Origin of the sequence: Candidatus Berkiella cookevillensis (assembly GCF_001431315.2) — a bacterium.
GTDB lineage: Bacteria > Pseudomonadota > Gammaproteobacteria > Berkiellales > Berkiellaceae > Berkiella_A > Berkiella_A cookevillensis.
In genome coordinates this window covers 1,091,550-1,116,463 of record NZ_LKHV02000001.1, presented here as the reverse complement: position 1 = coordinate 1,116,463, position 24,914 = coordinate 1,091,550, and the positions used below count along the sequence as shown (strand labels likewise).

20 protein-coding genes and 1 tRNA gene are annotated in these 24,914 nt (G+C 36.3%); 8 read left to right on the top strand and 13 right to left on the bottom strand.

Annotated features, from left to right (window positions below; all coding sequences use genetic code 11):
• Nucleotides 1-17 precede the first annotated feature (17 nt).
• Nucleotides 18-830: a hypothetical protein gene (locus CC99x_RS04850; protein WP_057623122.1), complete on the top strand. Its 813-nt coding sequence runs from the start codon at nucleotides 18-20 to the stop codon at nucleotides 828-830.
• Between the two features lie 370 nt (nucleotides 831-1,200).
• Here the strand turns inward: CC99x_RS04850 and CC99x_RS04845 are convergent, their stop codons facing one another.
• From CC99x_RS04845 to CC99x_RS04835, 3 genes are all read right to left on the bottom strand, one after another.
• The gene (locus tag CC99x_RS04845) at nucleotides 1,201-1,515 is read right to left on the bottom strand and encodes a YdbL family probable chaperone protein (RefSeq protein WP_057623231.1); all 315 of its coding nucleotides are present in this window, start codon (nucleotides 1,513-1,515) and stop codon (nucleotides 1,201-1,203) included.
• Nucleotides 1,516-1,550: 35 nt separating this feature from the next.
• Complete coding sequence (locus CC99x_RS13080) at nucleotides 1,551-1,712, bottom strand: YnbE family lipoprotein (RefSeq protein ID WP_102134503.1); 162 nt, start codon at nucleotides 1,710-1,712, stop codon at nucleotides 1,551-1,553.
• 225 nt (nucleotides 1,713-1,937) lie between these two features.
• The gene (locus tag CC99x_RS04835) at nucleotides 1,938-3,974 is read right to left on the bottom strand and encodes an intermembrane phospholipid transport protein YdbH family protein (protein ID WP_057623126.1); all 2,037 of its coding nucleotides are present in this window, start codon (nucleotides 3,972-3,974) and stop codon (nucleotides 1,938-1,940) included.
• A gap of 363 nt (nucleotides 3,975-4,337) precedes the next feature.
• On the opposite strand from CC99x_RS04835, the gene CC99x_RS04830 reads away from it, so the two are divergent.
• Nucleotides 4,338-5,627, top strand: coding sequence for an MFS transporter (locus CC99x_RS04830; protein ID WP_057623128.1), 1,290 nt, complete (start codon nucleotides 4,338-4,340; stop codon nucleotides 5,625-5,627).
• 13 nt (nucleotides 5,628-5,640) lie between these two features.
• The gene (gene nhaD / locus CC99x_RS04825; RefSeq protein ID WP_057623130.1) at nucleotides 5,641-7,092 is read left to right on the top strand and encodes a sodium:proton antiporter NhaD; all 1,452 of its coding nucleotides are present in this window, start codon (nucleotides 5,641-5,643) and stop codon (nucleotides 7,090-7,092) included.
• A gap of 79 nt (nucleotides 7,093-7,171) precedes the next feature.
• Here the strand turns inward: nhaD and CC99x_RS04820 are convergent, their stop codons facing one another.
• From CC99x_RS04820 to CC99x_RS04805, 4 genes are all read right to left on the bottom strand, one after another.
• Nucleotides 7,172-10,003: a hypothetical protein gene (locus tag CC99x_RS04820; RefSeq protein WP_057623132.1), complete on the bottom strand. Its 2,832-nt coding sequence runs from the start codon at nucleotides 10,001-10,003 to the stop codon at nucleotides 7,172-7,174.
• A gap of 440 nt (nucleotides 10,004-10,443) precedes the next feature.
• Nucleotides 10,444-11,157: a DNA polymerase III subunit epsilon gene (dnaQ, locus tag CC99x_RS04815; protein WP_057623134.1), complete on the bottom strand. Its 714-nt coding sequence runs from the start codon at nucleotides 11,155-11,157 to the stop codon at nucleotides 10,444-10,446.
• The gene (rnhA, locus tag CC99x_RS04810; protein WP_057623233.1) at nucleotides 11,158-11,601 is read right to left on the bottom strand and encodes a ribonuclease HI; all 444 of its coding nucleotides are present in this window, start codon (nucleotides 11,599-11,601) and stop codon (nucleotides 11,158-11,160) included.
• 19 nt (nucleotides 11,602-11,620) lie between these two features.
• Entirely contained in the window at nucleotides 11,621-12,406 is a 786-nt protein-coding gene (locus tag CC99x_RS04805; protein WP_057623136.1) for a class I SAM-dependent methyltransferase, read from the bottom strand.
• A 30-nt stretch (nucleotides 12,407-12,436) separates the two neighbouring features.
• Here CC99x_RS04805 and gloB point away from each other — a divergent pair, with 30 nt between their 5' ends.
• The 3 genes from gloB to CC99x_RS04790 all read left to right on the top strand — a co-directional run bounded on the left by gloB (nucleotide 12,437) and on the right by CC99x_RS04790 (nucleotide 15,384).
• Nucleotides 12,437-13,213 (top strand): hydroxyacylglutathione hydrolase, encoded by a 777-nt coding sequence (gene gloB / locus CC99x_RS04800; RefSeq protein WP_057623139.1) that lies wholly within the window; start codon nucleotides 12,437-12,439, stop codon nucleotides 13,211-13,213.
• Nucleotides 13,214-13,358: 145 nt separating this feature from the next.
• Nucleotides 13,359-14,579: a transglycosylase SLT domain-containing protein gene (locus CC99x_RS04795; RefSeq protein ID WP_057623141.1), complete on the top strand. Its 1,221-nt coding sequence runs from the start codon at nucleotides 13,359-13,361 to the stop codon at nucleotides 14,577-14,579.
• Between the two features lie 106 nt (nucleotides 14,580-14,685).
• Nucleotides 14,686-15,384, top strand: a complete 699-nt coding sequence (locus tag CC99x_RS04790) for a hypothetical protein (RefSeq protein WP_057623143.1) — start codon at nucleotides 14,686-14,688, stop codon at nucleotides 15,382-15,384.
• A gap of 90 nt (nucleotides 15,385-15,474) precedes the next feature.
• Here the strand turns inward: CC99x_RS04790 and CC99x_RS04785 are convergent, their stop codons facing one another.
• From CC99x_RS04785 to CC99x_RS04770, 4 genes are all read right to left on the bottom strand, one after another.
• Complete coding sequence (locus CC99x_RS04785) at nucleotides 15,475-17,691, bottom strand: hypothetical protein (RefSeq protein WP_057623145.1); 2,217 nt, start codon at nucleotides 17,689-17,691, stop codon at nucleotides 15,475-15,477.
• Nucleotides 17,692-17,938: 247 nt separating this feature from the next.
• Nucleotides 17,939-19,753 carry an excinuclease ABC subunit UvrC gene (uvrC, locus tag CC99x_RS04780; RefSeq protein WP_077065321.1) on the bottom strand — a complete coding sequence of 605 codons (1,815 nt, stop codon included), beginning with the start codon at nucleotides 19,751-19,753 and terminating at the stop codon, nucleotides 17,939-17,941.
• Nucleotides 19,754-19,777: 24 nt separating this feature from the next.
• The gene (gene uvrY, locus CC99x_RS04775) at nucleotides 19,778-20,446 is read right to left on the bottom strand and encodes a UvrY/SirA/GacA family response regulator transcription factor (RefSeq protein ID WP_057623149.1); all 669 of its coding nucleotides are present in this window, start codon (nucleotides 20,444-20,446) and stop codon (nucleotides 19,778-19,780) included.
• A 235-nt stretch (nucleotides 20,447-20,681) separates the two neighbouring features.
• Nucleotides 20,682-20,769: transfer RNA gene (locus CC99x_RS04770), tRNA-Ser, on the bottom strand.
• A gap of 281 nt (nucleotides 20,770-21,050) precedes the next feature.
• Here CC99x_RS04770 and CC99x_RS04765 point away from each other — a divergent pair.
• Nucleotides 21,051-21,725, top strand: coding sequence for a Bax inhibitor-1/YccA family protein (locus tag CC99x_RS04765; RefSeq protein ID WP_057623151.1), 675 nt, complete (start codon nucleotides 21,051-21,053; stop codon nucleotides 21,723-21,725).
• 75 nt (nucleotides 21,726-21,800) lie between these two features.
• Here CC99x_RS04765 and CC99x_RS04760 read toward each other — a convergent pair whose 3' ends face one another.
• On the bottom strand, nucleotides 21,801-22,652 hold the full coding sequence (locus tag CC99x_RS04760) for an ankyrin repeat domain-containing protein (RefSeq protein WP_057623153.1): 852 nt from the start codon (nucleotides 22,650-22,652) through the stop codon (nucleotides 21,801-21,803).
• 129 nt (nucleotides 22,653-22,781) lie between these two features.
• On the opposite strand from CC99x_RS04760, the gene CC99x_RS04755 reads away from it, so the two are divergent.
• Nucleotides 22,782-23,441: an HAD family hydrolase gene (locus CC99x_RS04755; RefSeq protein ID WP_057623156.1), complete on the top strand. Its 660-nt coding sequence runs from the start codon at nucleotides 22,782-22,784 to the stop codon at nucleotides 23,439-23,441.
• Nucleotides 23,442-23,626: 185 nt separating this feature from the next.
• On the opposite strand, the gene CC99x_RS04750 is transcribed toward CC99x_RS04755, so the two are convergent.
• Nucleotides 23,627-24,886 (bottom strand): hypothetical protein, encoded by a 1,260-nt coding sequence (locus CC99x_RS04750; protein WP_057623158.1) that lies wholly within the window; start codon nucleotides 24,884-24,886, stop codon nucleotides 23,627-23,629.
• Between the last annotated feature and the right edge of the window lie 28 nt (nucleotides 24,887-24,914).

Genomic DNA, 24,914 nt, shown 5'->3' with positions numbered 1-24,914 from the left:
ATTTCTGGAGAAAAACCATGTCATTATTTGGCGCACAATTTGACCCCGAAGGTTCTGAATATGATTCTACCGCCTGGGATGAACTTCTAGATTTCTTAGAGCCTGAATCTTCTTCTTTGCCTGAACAGTCTGATACGCTAAATATCTTTAACGTGACGAGTCAGACTACTACACCTCTCATCCCTAAATACTACTCATTGGAAACACAGTTATCTTCTAATATAAGTATGGCTCCAGATAATACCCCAACCACAAAGAGTGATCCCAAAACAAAAGATTCTGTCAAAAGGAAAGAAGAGAAAAAAGCAGCTGAACATACACATGCGATACTCAAATCTGAACCAATGCGAAAACGTCAAAAACTTTCAGATCCAACGTTGGATCCTTACATTGATTCTGTAGAAGCAATTCAAGTTCAAATTGAGTGCTTACATAAAGATATTGAACAAAACAATCAAGATTGCGAACAAGAATTAAAGCAGGCACAAAATGCAAAAGAGCGCCGTCTTCTACGAAATAGATTTTCTGCATCGACAAGCCGCATAACTTCAAAAATAAGAAAATTAGAAGCTGAAAAACTTATTTTGGAATTAAAAAATAAAATCTCACAACTAGAAGAAGAGAACGTGACATTAACCCAGAGAAATCTATATCTACAAGAAGAGAATGTATACTTAAAAACAAGAGAACAGCACACTCAAACATTGCAGTTTAGCAGCCATACTGCGCTTAATCTGCCACAAGAATTACTTTCTGGACAACAGGTTACTATTACAACAAGACATGAGCTACAAGCCTCACCAAACAAAAGAAACGGATATAAATCCTAGTACGTTGTAAAGTTAATTTTTGGTATGAGCAAAGCGAATGTTTTCTCAGTTTTTAAACAGAGTACTCTACACAAAATTTTATAATGAAAAAATCAGATAATATATCATGCCAGCGAAGGCTCATATGCGTCAACTTAAGGAAAACACAAAATACTAATAAGTGATTAACTTATTTAACCCTCACCCGCTTCTTCGAAGCACCCTCTTCCAAAATTGGTAGAGGGCAAAATGTTCGCTTTCCGAACGAAGAATTGGCAGCAATATTTCATATCGAATCGCAGAAATTTCTTAAGTTGACGCCTATATGCGAATGCTGGGATGACAATCTAGTAGAAATTTGAGGATATCTCAGTTCAAGAAGAAACCTACTTTATTTCTGAACCCAAGAACCATTCACCTGAATATACATACCAGATGCAGTCATCTCAATTGTCTGCTGACCTGCAAGTGCTTCAACTTGTTGTAAAGGAACATTTCTTTGTGCAGAGATTTTTTGATACTCTGCTCTTCGCTGTCCATTAACCTGATTAATCAAGGTCGATGTCTCAGCGCTTGGATTCACAACAGCACCTAAATAACCATTTGGCTGCTCACCGACTAAACCTTGTGACTTTGCTTCTTGAAGTGTCAATGCAAAAGCATTACATGAGAAAGCAAGCATAAGTGCTAAAAATATGGATTTCATAGAATTGCTAAAATATTTCATTACAAGCTCCTGATTTAGAATAATCCTTTCTCTTTGGATAAAACATTTTCAACGTCTTTTTCAACTTTGACTCTAACTTCATGATCAATTTTGACATTCATATCAATTCTGATGGGTTTATCCGGCGCTTCCAGTTTTACTTTTGGCGCACACCCCAGCAATGTCATGAGCAGCATTGCCGTAATTATCCCCTTCACAGATGAATCTTCGGTGTTGTTGGCTTCGCGTATCTCACAATAGTCATGTATTTGGTATACACTCCTATTGCTCGAACACTCACCGTCTAACCGACGAATCATCTGTTGCGGGTATACATTAATATTTATGTTCATACTCTTCTTTTCTTCCTTTTTAGCCTTCGCATAATAACTGTCTTTTTCTTCGTTCGCAAAGCGAACATTCTAAAAATGCTCTATATAATCTGCCCTGCTATATTTATTGACCAATGCCATACTCTTCAACAAATCTTTGATATTTTCATCCAAATTTAAATTAAATTCAACTGGACGTCCTTCGCCCAATAAATCACTCTTGCCTTTCAAGGATAAGGCTAAATTCATCCATCCATCTGTTTTATATTCTATTTTTGCATTTAAGGCGGAATACTGAAAATCTTGTAATGCTTTAAAGGCCATCTCCATACCCGCAATATCTGATTTGCTTCGATTCAAAGGGATATAGCTGATTTTTCCACCAGGCTCTTTTGCTGAAAATACACCACCTTTAATTTCAAAACCCTTTTCAGTAAAGAAGCAAGGTAATGTACCATTTAAGCTACCTGTTCCCGAAAGCCCATCTACCTTCCGCCATGCAAATAATTGCTCGAGCTGTATATTGCTGAATATTAGTTTAAATCCTTGTACAAGCTTTTTATCTTTGATAAGAATCGCTTCACTTTGAATATCCCCACCCAATATTTTTGCTTGCATATTTTGTATAGCATATTCATAAGCAGGTTTGCTGGTATTCATATTCAAAGTAAAGGCCAGTTGCTCTAAGTCCACACCTATTTTGAGCGGTTTTAGAAAAGTCCAATCTGATTTAAAATTATCCTTTTGCCATACAAAATCAATGTTCAGATCAATATCAGACACTTCAAAATCTTGCCATTTTACAGCTATTTGGCTTGCATCTAAAAGACCTTTTAATTTTATGGATGAAAAATCTATTTTCTCTAGCGAGATATCAAAGTTTTTTGCAATCAAGCTCTTATCATCCACCCTCAAATGCATCGGACTTATTTCAAACTGACTGGGCATTAGAGAAACTTGTCCTTCTTTTAAGATAAAATTAAGCTTATTTTTTGCCCAAATAGTCATTGGCTCTATTTTATAGTGATCCTGCTGATAAGCTTCAATCTCCAATTTACATTTGCTAATGACTGCTTTGCTTTGTTTCTCTGCAACATTTGCTGTGCCTTGTAGATCAAAGGTGACGTTTCTTAGATCAACAGAAGGATTTTCAATATGGCCAGACAGCTGATAGATATGTTGTGCAGCTGTGGAGCTTCCATGCGCGTTTATACTTAGCTTAGATATTTTTTTATTTGTCTCAGGTAACACTAAAGATAAATCGCCCTCCCATTGCCATTGTGTATCTTTCTTTATCAAAAATAGTTTAGAAAATTGACCGCTGAAGGTAAGATACTGATCTTTATCCCAATTCACGTCATTGACATCAAAATTTATTTCATTAGCAGTAATAGACAATGGTGAAGCTTCTGATAGCCATTGTATCTTTGTGGGTTCACTTAAAGTTGCAGTCACTAAACCGATTTTAGTATCTGCTTGTTGATAATTTTTTGCATCAATTCTAAAACCTGACTGAAGCACAATGTTAAAAGCATTTGGTTCAATAACAAGTGTCCCCTGCCATCTTATTTGCTCAAAAGGAAAAATATGAGCATTAGAAAGATAACCCTTAAGTGTTAAAGATTTTTGTTGATTGTCAAAATCAATCATCGTTTTTAAATGGAATTCTTGATTTTTTTGCGCTGAATTGATCTCAAAATTATTAATTTTGATGCCATGAACATTTAAATGAAGTGCGGGGATCAGCATCTCTTGAATATAGCGATTCACAAGTTCTGTTGTTTGGGTCTCTGTTAAACTGTCTCGACGTGTCCCCATGATAACGATCAAATCATCAATCTCTGCACTTTGAATATTCAGATAGGATTCCATATTCAATAAATAATTCACATGTGCGTTCTTTATGTTAATTTGCCAATCATCTTCTTTTGACTGACTCTTTAAAATCATTTCTTTAATTTGACAATTTTCCCAACCTAAAAAGCCAATATCTAAAGCATCAACAGTCAAGCCATTTTGCGCCAATAATTGAGCAATACGCGCAGCAAGAATCTCTTTGCGCTTGTAATAAGTGATAGAAAGAGCAACGACCAGCCCCATTACTAATAAGAATATGACTTTACGCATATGTAAACAAACCTCTTTTGTGTCAAGGCATTATCGATATAACAAAACCTACTGCATCAGCATTATGCAAGACAAAGATTACTCATGAGATTTTAGAACAACCAAAGCACGTTGATAGAAAATACTTATTAATAAAAGTAAACTGGCTTAATCTTTTAACAATACTTTTATCGACATTAAGGTGAATGAAATCCTAGCACAAGAGCCTGCCCCTAAGGTTCTTTCGCTCTTTGCAATAAGATTAATTTGTTTGTTAACTTTCCGCTTACATTCAAAAAACTAAGCCGATAAGCAATAAAAAAGGGGTCAATAGCCCCTTTTTTATTGCATCTATCTGAATTCTAAGTAGTATGTCTCTCATATATGCAACCTACAGACCGACTCACTTCAAAAAAATTCATCAACTATCAACTTGCAGGATGGTTATTTTGGTCCGTAGGTGCTCTCTTTTATGCCTATGAATTTTTTCATCGTGTTGCCCCGGGTGTGCTCACTACTCATTTACGAGAAATATTAACAATCGATGACAAGCAACTGGGCTTAATTGGCGCAATGTATTTATATGCTTATGCAGGCTTTCAACTTCCTGCTGGTATCTTAATTGACAAATATGGTCCAAAAAAATTATTGGTATTTGCATCCTTACTTGTCACCATTGGAAGTTTTGCTTTTGCTTTTTCCACGAACCACCATTGGGCCTATTTTAGTCGCTTCTTGATTGGGGCAGGCTCTGCATTTGCCTTTGTTGGCTGTCTAAAAATAGGATCACAATGGCTTGCAATGAGTTCTTTTCCATTGGTAGTTGGCTTAACAAATTTTTGTGGCACGCTTGGCGCTTTATCAGGGGGTGCGCCCTTTTCTTGGCTGATTGAGAAAGTTGGCTACAAAACTGCGCTCTTTGACTTAAGTTTTGTAGGTTTAGCTATCACCGCATTACTTTTCCTCATCTTAAAAGACAAGCCAGAAGAAGCAAGCAAAGAAGATAGCAACGCCAAAGATTCATCTGTAAAGGGTACTCATTCTATTTTCACAGGCTTAAGTCACGTGCTCAGATCCAAACAAACTTGGTATATCAGCTTATTTGGAACCTTATTAGTAATGCCCATTGCAGCTTTACCAGAAATGTGGGGGCCAGAATATCTTGTTGTTGCTTACTCAATACCAAAAACTCAGGCAGCTGCGCTAACACACACCATTTTTGTGGGAACGGCTATCGGAGGCCCATTAGTCGGCTGGCTAGCAACTCGCGTGAGTAATTTAAAATATATTATGTTCCCAGCAACTTTAGGTGCTTTACTCTTACTATCTGTCTTCTTATATGTCCCACATACAACACTCTGGTATTTATATCCGCTACTTTTTCTTTATGGCATTCTCACTGCAAACATGCTATTAAGTTTTTCAATTATTAAACAAAGCTATCCTGATTGGGTGCAAGGCTCGGCTATCGGTTTTGTAAATATGATTATTATGCTCTGTGGTGGCTTTGCACAATACGGAATCGGTTGGTTACTCGACAGATTTCGCAGCCAACACGATGGTATCTATTTACTCTCTGATTATCATCTTGCACTGAGTATTTTGCCGTTTTGTTTAATATTTGCGGTAGGTTTAACTATTTTAATTAATGGTAACCATAAGAATCTTAACTAAATGTGACTCAATTATGACTAAAAACATCTGTTCATTTGCATTATTATGCTTAATTTCTTTATTTTCCACGATTAGCAACGCATCAGAAAGCTGTACTCAATTTAGCTTAGGAATGACTGATTCTTATTTAGGCATTTTAACAATTATCGTATTTATCATTGCCTATTTTTTTGTCATGTCTGAAGAGTTTATTCATTTAAGAAAATCAAAGCCGATACTCTTAGCATCAGGTCTCATCTGGATTATCATTGCGCTGATGGCACGCAGCAAAGGTGTAAGCGAAGAAATCAATACCGCCATTCGACACAATCTATTAGAATACTCTGAATTATTACTCTTTTTATTGGTTGCAATGACCTATGTCAATGCAATGGAAGAACGCAAAGTCTTTGAAGCTTTACGAAGCTGGCTGGTACGCAAGCAATTCAGTTATAGAAAGCTCTTTTGGATAACAGGCTTGCTCGCATTTTTTATTTCTCCTGTTGCAGACAATCTTACGACTGCACTGATTATGTGTGCTGTCGTCATGGCCGTAGGTGCCGACAAACCCAAGTTTATACTGGTCAGCTGCATTAACATTGTCGTTGCAGCCAATGCCGGTGGTGCCTTTAGCCCTTTTGGCGATATTACAACCTTAATGGTTTGGCAAAAGGGTTACATCCCTTTTCATGATTTCTTTAAATTATTTGTACCAGCAGTTATTAGCTTTGTTATTCCTGCTTTTTTCATGCAGCTTTCAATCGCCAATGAAAAGCCACCTTTAATAAATAATAACACTGAAATGGAATATGGTGCGCTTGGTATCGTCTTTTTATTCTTTTTAACCATTATAACTGCTGTGGCCTTTCATAATTTCCTTCATTTACCTCCTGCCACAGGGATGATGACAGGTTTATCATATCTTTTCATTTATAGTTATTTTATTAAAAAGAAACAAGTGTACAATCCAGAGACACAACAAATGGAAATATCAAGCTCATTTGATATCTTTAGAAAAATTCAACGTACAGAATGGGATACGCTACTTTTTTTCTACGGCGTCATTTTATGTGTGGGTGGACTTGCAACCATTGGTTATTTAGATCTAGCCTCTAACGTTATTTATAATGAATGGGGTAGCAGCTTAGGTGAAATACATAAACAAACACCAGCCAATATTATCATCGGCATACTCTCAGCCATAATTGATAATATTCCAATTATGTTTGCCGTTATCACAATGGAACCTTCCATGAGTGAAGGCCAATGGCTGTTAGTTACCTTAACAGCAGGTATTGGTGGTAGCTTACTCTCAATTGGCTCGGCCGCAGGGGTTGCGCTTATGGGACAAGCTAAAGGTGCTTATACTTTCTTTGGTCATTTAAAATGGACTTGGGCAATTGCCTTAGGATATTTTGCCGCAATTGGTGCACATTTGTTACTCAACGGCCACTTATTTGAAGGGATTGTGACTTTAAATAAATAAAAATCCTGTCATGCCAGCGCCCTGGCTGGCATGACAAAGAAAGCAAAACTACTATTTCCCAGACAGTCTATAGGTAAAATCAATTCTTTTTTAAAGCTCTTCGTTTTGAAATTAAATATTGTGCTTCTAGCAACTCTTTCATCTCAGGTTCATAAGCTAGGCTGCATTGATATGGGGTAGCCTTTTTACCATGACTCAACAACAATCCTACAACACATTTACCATTTGCCTTTATCGCATTTTCAAGGAGAAGATCTCCGCTATAAGGACTATTTAAAATATCATTTAATATTTTGTCAGTTTTCGGAGAGGGTGAAGGTTTCATTTTCAGTAATTTTTCCAAAATCGATATTTTAGAATTATTAAGTGCATAAGCTGTTGCTTGATCAATGCCTGCTTCTGAAGGATTTTTTTCTAAAATACTCTCGACGAATTCATACCAATCATAATCAATTGGCCTTTTATTATTCATAATAAATCTAATCTGCGTATGACAAGGGTCATCAATTTTTTCTACAGCAGAAAACAAGGCTTTGTCTAAATCAATTTTGCTTTCAATAAGATTTTTAGCTGCTTTTTTGTCCTTAAATATTTGATCTACTTGAGATTGACTCATTACACTTTTGACGTTAGACAATGCATCTCTCATAATATTAATGACGACTTCGTCTTTGGTCATGATTGCATCAAAACAAACATCACCTGTAATATTTTTCTTATCCTTAACAAGCAGGCGAATCGCATTTATATTCCTATAATAAATAGCTTCTTTTAAAGCAGAAACTGGATTTTGTAAATTTCCCGAACGAATCATTACGCTCAACATATCATCGTTTCTTGTTTGTAGCGCTTGTCGAAATTGATGGATTTCTATTGATTTACCATGCTCTAAAAACATGCTGATCAACAATATACTTTGAGATTGAATTGCGTTTTCAAATATATGATTTCCATGATACGGGCTACTCAGCAATTCTTTTATAACTTCATCTGCTTTAGGAGTATATACTGGTTTTTGTTTAAGCATTAACTCTAACAATAGAACTTTACCATTGGTTAATGCATAAGCAATTGTTTTATCAATGTCTTCAGGTGGTGGATTTCTTGCTAAGATTTTTTTTGCAATCTGATACCAATACCAATTAACATCCCTACTTTTACCAAGAAGATGTCTAATATGAGATTGAGAGGGTTCATCTATAATTCCTGCAACCAAAAATAAAGCCGATCCAGCATTAAATTCTTTATTAAAGATCTCATCTATTAGATCTTTTTTATTAAGTGTAAATATTCTGGCCACTGTTTTATCAGAAAGAATATTTAAGGTATTCAGCAAAGAGCGAATAGGTATTCGCAGTTGCTCTTCAGGTACTTTTGAGAATGGCCCCATCAGACTTGGAGCAAGCATTTCATTTACCAAAGATTCGATGATATGCCTATTTGAATATTCTAAAACCATTTCCAATAAATCCATATCCTGGTGCTCTACGACATCTTTACTGATAGCAGCTTGCAACAAAAGCTCTTCAGATGGATTTTCTTGGTTTTTTAATAAATGTTTTAGATATTGTGCTCCACGCGCATAGTTTAATTTATTTACTGAGTGATCTTCTCTCTTTGATGCTATTAAGGTGAATAATTTTAATTGTTCTTGCGCTGTGCTAATCTTTATTCTGGGAATTAGAATATCTAGTATATCACAAATATTATTTGAATTTTCTTCATTATTCTCTAAATATGAATGACGCAATAAATCTAACATTAATTCAACTAAAGTCTTATAAGGATTAAAAAGTTCTGGCTTCAATACATGAAAAACTGATTGATTTGGATCTTTTGACAATAGACTTAAAAACAAATCATATCGACCAATCTTTAAATATCTTACTAAATTCAACTCAGGTTCTGAAAAGTATGGTTCACTTTCATCAAACATCACACTATGTTGTGGCACCTGCACTTCATCGAGAGTCAATTCACTCAATTTCCCAATATTTACATCCATATTTTTCAAATCAATAGGAAAGTGCAATGCTTTTGCTCTTAATATCAATGTTTGTTGTGTGAGCTGCCATTTTTGAAACTCATCAGGATTTTGTGGCAAGCTTCTTCCGGCATTCATATACCAATAGCTATAGAAGCCATCTTTCATTGGATTAAAAGGTGCAATAAAAAAATTTTTTCCTTCTTTTGTGTCAATTAAATAATTTTTTTCTGTTTTTTTACTTTTAATCACTTGCTTTGCATTAAAGTCTGTATGTCCGTAATACATAAATGACATATCACCTACATATCCAGATCCTTCTATATATTCTTGATAAATCGTGAAGCTGTCACTTTCTACTGTCAGGATATTGCTCCCTGAATCTAATACTAGTCTACGATGTTCCTTATCAAGATAAGGTAATGAAAAATTAAAGTGTACGTCTTCTACGTTATTAGGCACGATGAACAACCTTGGAACAGCAAGGTTACTTTTGTTTGTCTTGGCCAGTTGTTCTTGTAAATACAAAAGAGGTAAAACACGACCAAATTCCCTAATAGGTCTGACTTTAATCTTTTCACCTTTAACGTTGACCTCTCCATTTGCTGTATTAACAAGCGTCTCATCAATAAAATAGGGTTGGATTCTCTTGACTATTCTCTGCCCATAGGCTTTCAATTGTGGGAAATTATAACTCCAGTAAGGCTCATGAATATAATTCATGTCTGTACTATAAAGTCCAGGAGAAGCTTTTCTTAATTTTTCTTGTTCATGCAGAATGCCAGAAGACTCGTATAAAGACGCAACTATTTCTAAATTACCATCTAGATTAGCCTGGATATATTTTTCTAATGCTTGCTCACTCCTTTCAGTTTTCTCTTCGTTAGTTCGATTATTTTTAGTACTTTCTGGACCAGTTCTTTTCATCTTATACAACCCTTTTTAGCTGATGTATATATAACGTCAATACGTGCATACACAATTTAAATTGTTTAATACTACGAGCTACCGTTTTTAGTTTAGAAAACAATTTTTAATTTTTGTTCATTTAAAATTGGATACGCTACGAATAAAGATGTGTAGAAATTACACAGAAAAAATAGGCTGTTTTTAAATGCAGCAACAGAACCAAGAGAAATATCTAGACTTAAGAAAAATTATAAAGTAAGGATAATTAAAACGTGATGGTATGAGGACACAAAAATATAGTGAATGTTTAGATTTGCTTTAATATAATTTTAGCTATCCCTCAGTAATGCAGACAAATTTATAGCGCTCATGAAACACATCTAAGGCTAAACTGTGAAAGTAGTCTGTATATACTCTTCACTATATAGCGGCGCGTGGACACGATGGAAATAACAGAGCTAAGGTTCAAGCTCCCAAAGTGGCTCAACTCTATACTTATCTTTCATTTTTTGTAAAAACGCAGCATGCAACTCACATTCTGATTCATTGGCTGAACGTATTGGTAAATCACTTATCATAGTCGTCAATACCTTCTCTTGTTCTGTTTGTGTTGCTTGGCTTGTATTGCTGCTGTCTAGATCAAGTTTAGACTGCCCTCCTGTCATAGCCAAATAAACATCTGCTAAGATCTCAGCATCTAATAAGGCACCGTGCTTTTCACGGTGTTGATTATTGACTTGATAACGCTTACATAAAGCATCAAGATTATTTTTTTGACCAGGATGTTTTTTTCTCGCCATAGCCAATGTATCTGTTACTGTGCATTGTGAAGATAAATCTTCCCATGCTTTTAGATTGGCACGCTTGAATTCACTTTCTAAAAAGCCAACATCAAAAGGCGCATTATGGATAATAAGCTCAGCATCTTTTATAAAAATTGTAAATTCATCTACGATCTCATGAAACAATGGCTTATCTTTCAAAAAATCATTACTGATACCATGAACCATAAAAGCGCCTTTATCAACTTCACGCTCTGGGTTCAAATAGACATGAAAGGTTTTGCCGGTTAATCGCCGATGCATCATTTCAACACAACCAATTTCAATGACCCGATGCCCTTGTTCTGGAGATAATCCAGTTGTTTCTGTATCTAAAATAATCTGTCTCATTTATTGCTTATCTCTAATGGTTTTAACAGCATCTCTGGCGGCTTGATCAACTCTCTCATTTTCTGGATGCCCACTATGACCTTTTACCCATTGCCAACTTACACTATGCCTTTGCACTTGTTCATCTAACAATTGCCACAAATCAACATTTTTAACATCTTTTCTATTTGCTGTTCGCCAACCATTTTGCTTCCATTTAGCAATCCATTCTGTAATGCCATTTTTGACATATTCAGAGTCAGTAACCATCACGACTTTGCATGATTCCTTGAGGGCTTTTAAACCTTCAATGGCTGCCAGTAACTCCATGCGATTATTGGTGGTGTTCAACTCACCGCCTGAGAAAATTTTTTCATTTTCTTTATAGCGTACCAAAACAGCCCATCCTCCTGGACCTGGATTACCTGAGCATGCACCATCAGAATAACAAGTCACTTGTTTCATAGTATTTAAGCTTTTTTCATTATTTGTCATTCTTTTGCTCATTCATGCAGGTTTTTGGCGTGCTAAATCTATTTGCACTTGGTTTTGCGATCGTTTCTGTCTCTAACCACACTTGCTTTTCTGTTTTCCATTTTGCACGCATTAAGGTTAAGGGTATAACGCGTTTTACCGCGACGATGCTATAAGCACCGCCTAAAAACGGCCAATACTTTCTGCCTATTTCTTCAATTTTTTCTGTTTTCTGTATCATATTCTGACTGAGAATCGGTGGACGATAATAAAATAACCTACCCCCCGTTACTTGAAAATTAAGCAATTTTAGCCAATCTCTCAAGCGAGTCAATCCTAATAAATGCCCTGCTCTTGCTATTTTCCCTAGCATTTTTTTCCAACTATACCAAAGCCCCCAACAACTAAGGGGGTTGATACCTGTTATCACCAAGTAGCCTTCTGGTATTAAAATCCGATGTACTTCTCTTAGTATTTCATGTGGATTACGCACTTGTTCTAAAGTATGAAGTAATACAACAACATCCACAGATTCTGACTTAAAAGGTAAACTATCCAGTTCTGCCTTTACTTTATTTTTTTGCCCCGCAGTCGTAACAGTAGGATGCACCAACACACGATGTGAAATTAAACTGCCACTCATGTAATGGGATAATCCTTGTTCACTCAGTTGTATTAAATGATATCCATGCAAGCACGGCAGAATCTCATCCAATTCAGCTTTTTCTGCCTCTGCCAATCTAAAACCAGAGCCATGACTGTACCAGGCGTTTTTGTATGTATTTTCTGTTACCATAATTTAGGTGACAACACAATAATTAGTTAAATGAATAAAATTGTTCCAATCCCTGCTTTTGCAGATAATTACATCTGGGCTATACATAGTCTAAATGATTCTCAGGTTGCAGTCGTCGATCCAGGCGATGCTGAACCTGTGCTTCAGTATCTTCAAAAATCACAGCTCAGTTTAAATGCCATTTTAATTACACATAGACATTGGGATCATACAAATGGTATCACTCAACTATTGGAACATTTCCCAAATGTCCCTGTCTATGGACCCAATAGATCAGTTTATCAAATAACAAACATTATTGAGGATGGTATGTTTGTCACACTTGAAGCCCAAGAACTCAAGCTTTCTGTCATGGCGATACCAGGTCATACTTTAGATCATATTGCTTATGCCGGTGAAGGTATATTGTTTTGTGGCGATACTTTATTTTCTGCGGGTTGCGGCAGAATTTTTGAAGGTACACCTCAACAAATGTATGACTCATTAAATAAGCTAGCTAGCCTGGATGATGATACTTTAATCTATTGTGGACATGAGTATACCCTAAATAATTTAGCCTTTGCGCTTAGCTTAGAGCCTGATAACAAACTGCTCAGAACCAAAGCATTAGAAATTGCAGCTCTCAGGGTAGCTAATAAAGCCAGCCTCCCCAGCCGCTTAAGGGATGAGAAAACCTTTAATCCTTTCTTAAAATGTCATCTACTTGAATTTCAAAATCAGATTACTTTGCTGACAGGAAAGGAACTAAGTTCCCCTGTTGATTTTTTCACTGAAGTTCGAAGCATGAAAGATCATTTCAAAGCATAATATCTTGATTTTTTATGTTAATTTTGCTGAGCACTATTTTTCCGCTAAAAAAACATATATTTCTTGCCCTAATAGTAAATTTTATTTACTATTAGATCATAAATTTTGTCAGAACATCTGCTTAATATAATAAAAAATATACTTAATGCGCTACTTATTTTCACTGAAAGGCCACTTTGCAACACTGCTAACCATACTTCTTGTGTTTACTACTTGGTCTCACTCTATACAAGCAGAACCACATAGCAGCACATTTAATGCTTTTAAAAATGCTTTTTCTAAACCTTTTAAACATAGCGTATCTACCAACCATAACAACATTCGCGCGCAACAACCTGCTTTACTCTGGAATCGATTAAGAGAACAATTTTCATTACCCAATCATGAAAATGATCCTCGCGTACAATTTTATATAAAACGTTATACAAAATCACAAATTCACTTTAATGAAATGGTAAATAATGCTCGGCCTTATTTACATTATATTGCCGAAACTGTTGAAACACATGAGATGCCAGCAGAAATTGCTTTACTCCCCATGATCGAAAGCACCTTCAACCCAACAGCCCAAAGCGCAAGTGGTGCACGTGGGCTTTGGCAAATTATGCCAGAAACAGGCTTAGATTACGGACTTTCACGTGATGCGTGGTTCGATGGTTGTCAGGACATTGCTCTCTCTACAAATGCAGCATTACGCCATCTTAAATATTTACATCAACGTTACAACGGAGATTGGCTATTAGCGCTTGCTGCCTATAATTCTGGTGAAGGTCGTGTAACACGTGCCATTAATAAAAACAAAAAAATGAATAAAGCGACAGATTTCTGGGAGCTAAATTTACCTCAACAAACGGCAGACTATGTTCCTAAATTGATGGCTATCGTCAGCATTATCAAAACACCTAGTAAATATGGTGTTGTACTCCCCAATATTCTCAACCAGCCTTATTTTACACATATTGATATTGGCAAAGCGGTTGATCTCAAACAAGCTGCCCTGATGGCAAATATGCCAGAGAAAAAATTAGCAAATTTAAATCCTGGCTTTTACAACAAAAAGATGAATCCCAATGGGCCATACGAACTATGTGTCCCTGTACATGTTGCTGAAAATTTTAATGATTTACTCACAAATGTGCCCGCAATACCCAGCCCCCATGCAGCAAAACATAAAATTCAACCTGGCGACAGTTTAAGTAAAATTGCGCAACAATATGCAACAACAATTCAAACGCTAAAAACTTTAAATCAACTATCCAACGATACAATCCAAGTTGGCAAATATTTGACATTACCTTTAAAAGCAACAACCGTTGCTAACAACAATGCTGTAGATACTAAAATACACGCAGTAAAAAAAGGCTAGAAGCCGTCTCAAAAATAGTTATAAAGTCAGCTTGATATACTGATAGTTGACTGATCTCAGGGAGACCGCCACAATAGACCATAAACTAAATTTACAGGGTAGTTAGATGCAAAAATATATAAGATTTAGCTTAGTTTTATTTCTATTAAGCACATTTCAAGCCCAAGCAGTCTATTTAAGCCCACATATGGGGGTTGATTGGAAATACTGGGGCGCAAGCCTCAATAATGATCTCCCTAGACCATTGGATCATGTTTTTCCTGATATCAGTAGTGGTATGTCTTTCTATTTAGGCACGCGTATTAATGGCTTTTTTGGCATTGATTTTGGTTACGATCAATCTATCAGCAAAGAAAAATCACATGTATTTAATGGAAATGAAACCTTCCTAAAGCCTACAGTAGAGCCATTAGGAAATGCTTCTACCGTGGATGTTCGTTTTAAGGCATTCCATTTAAGCAGCATGTTTTATTGGCCTGTCATGAAAGATGTTGAAATCTTGGGTTTATTAGGTATTTCTCGCTTAGAGCCAGATGTACATATGTTTTATGTAACGGGTGGGCAACGCCTTGAAATATCACAAAATGCAAAAACCAAATACTCAGCACGCATTGGCTTAGGCACACAATACAATCCTTGGTGGTTCTTAGGATTTCGTGGCATGGTTATTTGGGATCAAACCAAACGTGTTAATATTTTGGGGGCTGATGAAACGCACGTTCCTTTTGATATTTCACCTTATAAGAGTGCCACTTCTTTTCATTTGGGTGTTGTTTTTACAATGGCAGATCCAAGAAATGTTTAACATAATTATCACACACAAAAAAATCAGATATCTTTACACCATAGACAAAATGTATATGAGTTTTTAGTTTTTATTTCGCCATGGTCTATCCTATTTCTGAGGTCTTGGCGATTTCCTTACTTCCGTCAACTCTGCACCAGGTTCGACTACTTTATTAGCACCAGTATCTGAGCTAAGTTGTTTATAAGGCGTAATACTCTTTTTTGTTTTACTAGATAAGCTCATAACTTCTTCTGGTGTTTTTGATTGCTCTATCTTACGCTGGGTTCTAACATCATGCACATGAAGCCCTATCTTAGCTCCCTCTATGCCAATAGAAGCAACAGAAACAGCTGGTGCTGTTATTACAGCAAGAGGAGGAACAACGGTTCCAACAAGGCTAGCTATCATCATTCCAATATCTGTTACTATTATTCCCTTATGTACTACAACAGATTTTTCTAACTGTGACCTCTCATAAATACCACTAATAAGTTCATTTGCAACCTCTGTTTGCTTTTGATAAATCGAATTTAACTCATTAGAGAGTTGAGTTTTATGCCTAAAGCTTGCTTGTTCCATTTGATATCTTTCTAATCCTTCTTTTGTCAATACAGATTCCAAAATAGTTTTGGTAACCAATGAATTAAGAAAACTCTTTTGATCATCTAATGATAAATTATCAAATTCTGCATTTTGGTTTAGTGCATCTAAAACAATTTTTACTACTGAAACCTCAATCTTTTTTAAGGCGCTAGGTGTAATAACAGGTGTGCTATTTACTGTATCCATACTCATATTTTCATAAGGAGAAACCAAGCTTTGACTGTATTGTACTAAAGATACATCTTTATGCATTAAAATAGATTTTTTAAGATTCTCTACAACATTTTCACTTCTTCCTTCATGCAGCACTTGTGAAGAAAAAATATCAAGAAATGCTTGTTGAGCTTGCTCATATCTTATTATCTGATTTTTCAAATTTTCCAAATAAAAATAATCGCCTTGTGCTTCTGCTGAACGTTCAAAAATACTACGTAGTTCTGGATCTATTCTTTCAAAATCAAAATGAATATTCTCATTTGGGGCAGACATTAATAGTATAGTCATTCGCTTAATTTCATCATTTAATTTGATGACCGCAGCTTCTTTTTCAGCAATTGATAACTCTTGATTGACATTAATGTATTCTCTTGCTTGCTCTAATAGACCTAAAATCACACGTGGCTGCTTAATAAAAATATCAACATTATCATAATCTTGCTTGTTCAAAACGACTTTTGAAACTCTATTACTCATATCAGCATCAAGTAACTCAAGCTGCTTTTTAGGACTAGAGTTCAAATGATGATTCATCATACTCGCTCTCAGCAAACTTATTTCTCCTTCATTCAACAGTGAGGGATTTTCAGTTAACTCAAGTATTTTATTTTTAGAAAAAATTGGCAAATCTTGAGAAAATATTTTTTTATGAAGATCATGATATTGCTGCATTTTTTCCTTGATTTCAGGGAATTTTTTTCTTCTAAGATCAAACTCAACTCGGCCTTTCTCATATTCTGTAATCAAAGATATAGCAACGTCGATATCAAGAATAGTATGTTCATAATCACTTTTCTCTATGCGATCTTGATTCCAATCATTAATATGATATTCCAAATCTGACTTTAACGATTGAAAGGCTATCAATTCATTTTGCACATCAGATTCATTCGCTAGACCAGTGATTAATTTATTGATAATTTCAATTTTTTCTGACTTGTAGATTGGTGTAAGTTCTGCATTATTCATAATTATCTTTCGATAATTATACAGTGCATCGTAAATAACTGATTGACTAAACAAATAATGTTGATACACGCTTTTTCTATCGTCTGGCAGTTTACGCATGATTTCAAGCAATTCTGATTTCGTAATTTGCTTAGCGCGCAATCTATCTCTTTTTCTTTTATCTAGCTTATAGTCTGTAAAATCGCCTATTACACTGGAAATAGAGGCAATACCTTGTACAGCAGGAATAGGCACAGCACATCTTACAATTTGAGCATATGCAGGAGCTACTGCAATGCCTTGCATACCAATTGCTAAAGCTTTCTCTCTATTATTCAGGTCCTCATTTTTTGTGGTTTCTATAATGTTGGCTGCATATCTATTCCTTGCATAGGAGAGAATACCCATTGTAACATGTTCGGAAAAATCACAAATTGCTCCAACTCCTTTCCCAAGATTAGAATCGGGTAAGGAATTTAAGGCATCTAAGACTTGCTCTGTTTTGGTGAGTACGGTTCTTTCATTTCCAGAGGAATTGGCATTTTTTTGATCATTCATGATAAACCTTAAAAAATACAATGATTTTATAGTAGAGACGACTAATGATCAGTAAAAGTTCGTGCCAATTTTTATTTATGCCAATTTTTATTTTTGAGAAATAATAGAGATTACAATAGATTAGCAACTTTCGATATTGAGCGAATCATTTGTAAATGCAACTATATAACGTGTATATGTCAGATGTGTTCTTAGACAGGGCTAAAAAACAGTTTTATGCTCTTTGGAAAAGAAAAAATTATGGTTATTATTTAGGATGCAATGCCTGATATACGGTTGCCGCCAAGCTTGCACTCATGCCAGGTACACGCTGAATCGCCTCTTCACTGGCAGCAAGCAATTCTTGCAAACCACCAAAATACTGAATTAAATTTAATTTTCGCTTTTCACCGATACCGGGAATATCATCCAAAACAGATGATTGAGATTTTTTAGCGCGTGCTTGTCGATGCTTGGAAATGGCGAAACGATGTGCCTCATCGCGGATCTGTTGCAAAATATGTAAAGCAGGATGATGAGGTACAAGGCTTACCTCCGCAATTTCCTCACCGTCTAAAATAAAGAGTGTTTCCAAGCCAGGTTTTCGCTTCTCGCCTTTTGCAATGGCGAGTAATTTAACGCCGGTTATCTGGCATTCTGCAAATACTTGTCGTGCACAATTCAATTGCCCTTTTCCACCATCAATGATAACCAAATCTGGTAGAGAATCATTTTTTTCTTTTAATTTTAAATATCGACGCGTCAGTACTTCTACCATACTCTGATAATCATCATTCGTCGCTGATTCTATTTGGTAGATACGATAGGCAGACTTGTCAGGACCATCTTGATTAAATACCACACAAGATGCACGCGTTTCTACACCTTGAGTATGAGAAATATCAAAACATTCCATTCGTTTACACTCTTCTAAGCTTAATAATTCTTTCAGGCTTTCAAAGCGTTTGATATATAAATTAGACTGGTTAAGTCTACGGTGTAAATTGGTCTTTGCATTTTCAACAGCAAGCTTTAGCCAATTGACTTTATCCCCTCTTTTTGCCACAGAAATTCGTATGGTGCGCTTTGCAAATTGTGTCAAAGTTTCTGCGATTAATTCGACATCTTCCATTGTTTCATTGGTGATAATTTCATTTGGCCAATTTTTATTTTCTTGGTTAATATAACCTTGCACAATAAACATTCTTAAAATTTCAGATAAATTGAGATTATCAAACTGTTTGGTAAAATAAGATTGGCTGGCAAGAATTCTTCCTTCGCGAATCAATAAATAATGAATGCACGCTTGTCCATGTTCACCTACAATGGCGCACACATCTAAATTCTGTGCACCCCCATAAATACTTTGTTGATCGAATACCGTTCTTAAGCTAATAATCTGATCGCGAATGCTCGCTGCTTTTTCAAACTCCAAATTATTTGAAGCAGCAACCATCTCCGCTACAAATTTCTGAATCATTTCATTATTTTTACCCGTTAAGAATAATTCAAGTTTTTTAACCTCTTCGTTATAGGGCTGGGGCCCAATATAACCGACACAAGGTGCAGAACAACGCTTGATCTGATACTGCAAGCAAGGCCGTGAACGAGACTTAAAAAATAAATCATCACATTGTCGAATTTGAAAGTTTTTTTGCAGCAAATTGAGTGTCTCTTTCACTGCCAAAGCACTGGGATAAGGGCCAAAGAAAGTCCCCTTTTCCTTTTGTTTACCGCGACAATAAATTAAGCGTGGATATTCATGTTTAGATAAGAACAAATAGGGATAAGATTTATCATCTCTAAAAATAACATTATAACGCGGTTTAAGGGATTTAATGAGTGAGGTTTCAAGTAGCAGCGCCTCTTTTTCGCTTGCAGTAACTGTTAATTCAATTTTGAATATTTTTTCAACGAGGCGTTGTGTTTTTATTTCAGGGAGATCACGATGAAAATAACTACTCAGGCGTTTTTTAAGATCTTTTGCTTTTCCCACATACAACACCTTGCCCTCAGCGTCTTTCATGCAATAGACGCCAGGGCGAGTTGGAACGGTATTTAGGAATGTTTTATAATCAAACATTAAAAGGGGTACAGCAGAAAAAGACTAAAGAATTGCTTCTTCCTCAGATTCTAATTTTTCAGAATCCAAAATGCCATGTCTAATCGCTAAATGTGTCAATTCAACGTCACTGTGCACATTTAATTTATCGAATAATCGATAACGATAGCTATTCACTGTTTTTGGACTTAAGCAAAGCTTGTCTGAGATTTCCTGAACTTTCAAACCACTGGTGATCATAATCATCACTTGTAATTCACGCTCAGAGAGAGAGTCAAAAGGAGATGCTTTATCATCTGATAAATGCTTCAAAGCAAGTTGCTGTGCAACTTCTGGGCTGATATAGCGCTTGCCATGATGCACGGAATGTATTGCTTGCACCATCTCATCTAAACCCGACCCCTTTGTTAAATAACCGGCAGCGCCTGCTTGTAACAATTTGGAGGGGAATGGTTCTTCACCATAAACAGTAAGAGCAATCACTTTGATGTCTGGATCAATTCTTAGGATTTTTCGCGTAGCTTCTAAGCCACCAAAACCAGGCATGCGCACATCCATTAGAATTACATTAGGGTGTTTTTCGCGAGCAAGTTTAACAGCTTCTTCACCACTTGCGGCTTCAGCAACAACTTTAATGCCATTAACCCCAGATAACAAACTACGTATGCCGGCTCTAACTAGTTCGTGGTCATCAACGATAAGTACTGTTATCAAGGCAATAATCCTCAAATTAAGTAATTAAAAAGGTAACTACTCACTCTGCATCACGGAACGTCCCTTTCGGGGCCATTTTGAACAAAGGGATTCAAGGGTAAGTAGCAAGTAAAAAATACATTGCCTCAAAGATAACGCATACAACCGCGTTTGACTAGGGTTATTTTTTAAGAAAAAATTATTTTACGTAATTTATAAAATAAACTTATTTGCAGGATAGCGGTGACATGAATGCTGGCGGAGAGGTAGGGATTCGAACCCTAGGAAGGTTGCCCTTCAACGGTTTTCAAGACCGCCGCTTTCGACCGCTCAGCCACCTCTCCGAAACAAGCGGGAAGTCTACCCAACCCTACGCACGATTGCAATATGTTTTATATACCCTGTTAAAAAGTTTAGATATATTTCACCTAAACCAACACCATTTTGTATGTTGCCAAACAAATAAAATGGGGCTAATTTAAATAAAAGACATGTAAATCAATACAATAGATAAAAAAAGATGATATGCACTTGAAAGTTTTGTGTCTATCCCTATTTATATTCCCATAGATGAATGTGTTATAATAATGTTAGTTTAAGATTGCTTTTTTGAAGGAGTAATAATATGGCCCATGACACCTCAGTGGTACAAAGAGCCCGAGCAGAATCGGTACTCGCCACGAATTCTGTTATTAAAAATACATACCTACTACTAGGCATGTCACTAACATTTAGTGCTGTTATGGCTGGTGTGGCAATGGCGACCAATGCACCTTCCTTAGGTCTTATAACCTTAGCTGTTTATTTTGGCTTGTTGTTTTTTATACAGGCCTTTAAAAATAGCGCATTAGGGATTTTAGGGGTATTTGCATTAACTGGCTTTATGGGATACACCTTGGGGCCAATGCTCAATGCCTACATGCATACCTTTGCAAACGGTTATCAGCTCATTATGACTGCCTTAGGTGGTACAGGTGCTATCTTCTTTGGTTTGTCTGCATATGCATTAACAACCCGCAAAGACTTTAGCTACATGGCTGGTTTTTTAGCTGCAGGCGCAATGGTTTTATTCTTAGCTATTGTCGTGCAAATTTTCTTCCCCATGCCTATGCTACAACTCGCCCTATCAGGTGCCTTTGTAATGTTCAGCGCTGGTATCATCTTGTTTGAAACCAGTCAGATCATCCATGGTGGAGAAAAAAATTATATTATGGCGACTGTAAGCCTGTTTGTTGCTTTATATAATCTGTTTATTTCTCTTTTACACCTGCTATCTGCCTTTAGCGGCAACAGAGACTAAAAAGTGCTAAGCCACAAATAAAAAAGCCTCCAGACGGAGGCTTTTTTATTTTACGACATAATATCAAACGAGTATTTAATGCTTTGCTTCATCCGCAAGCTGCGCCATTTTATTATGGTATTTGCAATACTCCATGTAATCGAAATAAGTTTCTTCATCATATTTATTCTTAGCAATCTCAAGCACCGTTGCACCAGAGAGATCTTTAGCATTCAGATCAACGCCTGCATTCAATAATGCAGAGGTCACGAGCTTTAAAGCAGAAAACTCATTACAAAACTCCACCGCTGAATGCAAAGCATTACGACCAACCAAATTGGTTGCCCGAACATCCGCTCCTTTACGAATAATGTGTTTCAGCACATGTGCTCGACCATCTTGAGCCGCTATATGCAAAGAAGTGTCCCCATAAATATTTTTAGCATTAATATGGGCACCATTATCAACGAGTAAACTAATACTCACTGGATTATTATAGTGCGCAGCACAATGCAAAGGCGTCTTACCTGCTTTATTTGGCAAATTAATATTCGACTTTTCTCTTAACAACATTTTGAGCATTTGCTCATCATAATGTTTGCAAGCTAAATGCATGGGGCTGTTACCATTATCGTCCTGCATATTTAAATCTGCATTGTTAGCCATGAGAATCATCGCTGACTCTAATTGATTACCCTGAATAGCTTCATGCAAAGGCGTACTATTAAAGTAATTATTGGTATTGACGTTCGCACCTTGAGCTAACAAAATGGACAAAATTTGCGTATGACCAAATCTAGCGGCCAAATGCATAAGGCTATCTCCAAAATAATCGCAAGCACTGATAAGTTGCTTATTGATGAGTTTTTTAAATGCATCCACATTTCCTGTGACTGCATAATCAAAAATAGCCATGCTATTTAAATCAGGCATTGTTCTAGCAACCATTTAAGCATCCAAACTTAATTTAATAGGGTTAAGACAAAATACTAGCTAAAAGATAACACAAAATAAACTTTTTTATTAAAATGTTAGAATCCTAAGTATTTTTAATCATTTTCAATAGGAGCACTCATCTTGAATCACAAACCTTATAAATATTTATTTTTTGATATGGATGGCGTACTGGTATTAAGCGAAAATCAGCATTTTAAGGCTTGGGAACAAATACTGAAAAATCATAACTTACCAACCAGCTGGATGAACTTCAATGAATGGATTGGTGTATCAGATACTACGAATGCGCAAACGATTATTAGCAAATTTGAGTTGAATACCTCTATTCAAGCATTGCATCACCAGAAGAAACAAGCTTTTATCCAGTTGATTGAAGAAGGCTTTGAAAAGCATCAAGGGCGTGATAGCTTCTTAAAAAATGCCAGTTCACATTTCAAATTAGGGCTCGTTTCCAGTGCAAGTAAAATAGAAATTGAAAAAATTGTTACTCGTGAAAACATTGCACATCATTTTGAATTTTTCATTGGTAATGAAGATGTAACACAACATAAACCTCATCCCATGCCCTATTTACATGCTTTAGAAAAAGCGAATATTCAATCCCATGAAGCGCTTGTGATAGAAGATTCTTACGCAGGCATTTCAGCGGCACTTGCTGCGGGTATTCCCGTCATTGGGCTTGAAACAATTGCAAGTATTCCAAATGCTATAAAATCTCAAGTTGAATTCTATAAGGATTTTAATGAGATAGAAAATTGGTTATTGACTCAGACAGGATAAAATAAGAGTGGTGGGTAGGCTTTGTTTTATATTTAACCCTCACCGCTTCTTCGAAGCCCCTCTCCCAAAATTGGTAGAGGGAAAAATGTTCGCTTTGCGAACGAAGAATATCTATATCAAACCCAGAAATTCCTTAAGTTGACGCATATGAGCCTTCACTGGCATGACAGAAAGATATTATAAAACTATGCCTCAAAAGAAGTGTCTACACCAATGCGATAAATATTCACTGATTTGTGAGGCGCAATATTAAATAATCCACTGCTATTTTTGTCTGGATGAATATGCTCAACAGAAGCTTTCACTGCAACTTTCTCTATCACATTCCATTGTATGCCCGCTGTATAGGCACTTTGACTACCCGCAGCAGGCCCATCCATTCCCTCTGCAACATTTTGCAAAACCACATCTAGAGTATTTCCTAAACCACCTGGTATAGGTGCTAAAGCAGCTGTATTCACAGCACCTGAAAAACGTCTCGTACGATTATCTGTAATACGTTGACGAGCAAAGCTAACATAAGGAATCAAATCAAGATGTCTCACACCGAACATGACATACCAAGCATTTAAATTTGGTATAATAGCAGCGCCTGATTTACGCCTTAAAAGTTCAGAATAGCTGATAAGCTTTTTCCATTGCAGAGAATAGCCCAGCGATTGATATTGAATGCGCTCGTTTACAACGCTTAAATAGTTTTGATAGTCTAAACCTAATAATCCACCACCAATCAATGTATTGTTAATAAAAGCATTGGTGAGTTCATTTGTAGTATTAGGCCCCCATGTTAATCTGCCAACACTGAAGCTACCATGGATTTTTAATACGTCATCCCCAAAAGTACCAACCAAATTGATTAATTGTCGTAATTTATATTTAAGATCGACATCGGTAACAGGCGTTGTTGTATGTTCGCTTAAAGCACCATAGGTGGCTTTGAGCTTGAGATTTCTCTTTAGAAAATTATATTTTACACCACCGCTGACACCATCCAAGTAATGAAAAGGTATCATATCGTAGAGGCTTTCTGGCAAAGTAATCCAAGGGTATTTGTTAGTTTCAAATACATCTTCAGAATGAATTAAATACCCAACAGGCACTCGCCCCATTTTCCAATGCCAATTATCGGTAGGACTATATTTAAAAAAAGCCCGTGTTGCATGCACATCCCAATCTCTTTTGCCCGCAACAACGAGCTGTCCTGTTGCAGAAAAACTTTCATCTATTTCTTTGACAAGCTGCATGCCTAAAACAGAATCTTTATCAAAGCTAATCTGTTTAGCGACATACCCTAAATATAAAGGCTCAGCCCCAGTATTTAAAAATTTAACATTAGAGGCTGCACCCGCAGCCGTTAAAAATCCTGACCATGTCAATTCAGCATTAGCGACAGGGATCTGACAAGCCAATACTGAAATAAGACCAGATAAAACTACTCTTCTCATGCGCAAATCCCTTTCTATTCTCTTGCTC

Coding starts and splice junctions, on each gene's coding strand:
- CC99x_RS04850 (WP_057623122.1), top strand. CDS start 18: ATGTCATTATTTGGCGCACAATTTGACCCCGAAGGTTCTGAATATGAT.
- CC99x_RS04845 (WP_057623231.1), bottom strand. CDS start 1,515: ATGAAATCCATATTTTTAGCACTTATGCTTGCTTTCTCATGTAATGCT.
- CC99x_RS13080 (WP_102134503.1), bottom strand. CDS start 1,712: ATGCTGCTCATGACATTGCTGGGGTGTGCGCCAAAAGTAAAACTGGAA.
- CC99x_RS04835 (WP_057623126.1), bottom strand. CDS start 3,974: ATGCGTAAAGTCATATTCTTATTAGTAATGGGGCTGGTCGTTGCTCTT.
- CC99x_RS04830 (WP_057623128.1), top strand. CDS start 4,338: ATGCAACCTACAGACCGACTCACTTCAAAAAAATTCATCAACTATCAA.
- nhaD (WP_057623130.1), top strand. CDS start 5,641: ATGACTAAAAACATCTGTTCATTTGCATTATTATGCTTAATTTCTTTA.
- CC99x_RS04820 (WP_057623132.1), bottom strand. CDS start 10,003: ATGAAAAGAACTGGTCCAGAAAGTACTAAAAATAATCGAACTAACGAA.
- dnaQ (WP_057623134.1), bottom strand. CDS start 11,157: ATGAGACAGATTATTTTAGATACAGAAACAACTGGATTATCTCCAGAA.
- rnhA (WP_057623233.1), bottom strand. CDS start 11,601: ATGAAACAAGTGACTTGTTATTCTGATGGTGCATGCTCAGGTAATCCA.
- CC99x_RS04805 (WP_057623136.1), bottom strand. CDS start 12,406: ATGGTAACAGAAAATACATACAAAAACGCCTGGTACAGTCATGGCTCT.
- gloB (WP_057623139.1), top strand. CDS start 12,437: ATGAATAAAATTGTTCCAATCCCTGCTTTTGCAGATAATTACATCTGG.
- CC99x_RS04795 (WP_057623141.1), top strand. CDS start 13,359: ATGCGCTACTTATTTTCACTGAAAGGCCACTTTGCAACACTGCTAACC.
- CC99x_RS04790 (WP_057623143.1), top strand. CDS start 14,686: ATGCAAAAATATATAAGATTTAGCTTAGTTTTATTTCTATTAAGCACA.
- CC99x_RS04785 (WP_057623145.1), bottom strand. CDS start 17,691: ATGAATGATCAAAAAAATGCCAATTCCTCTGGAAATGAAAGAACCGTA.
- uvrC (WP_077065321.1), bottom strand. CDS start 19,753: ATGTTTGATTATAAAACATTCCTAAATACCGTTCCAACTCGCCCTGGC.
- CC99x_RS04765 (WP_057623151.1), top strand. CDS start 21,051: ATGGCCCATGACACCTCAGTGGTACAAAGAGCCCGAGCAGAATCGGTA.
- CC99x_RS04760 (WP_057623153.1), bottom strand. CDS start 22,652: ATGGTTGCTAGAACAATGCCTGATTTAAATAGCATGGCTATTTTTGAT.
- CC99x_RS04750 (WP_057623158.1), bottom strand. CDS start 24,886: ATGAGAAGAGTAGTTTTATCTGGTCTTATTTCAGTATTGGCTTGTCAG.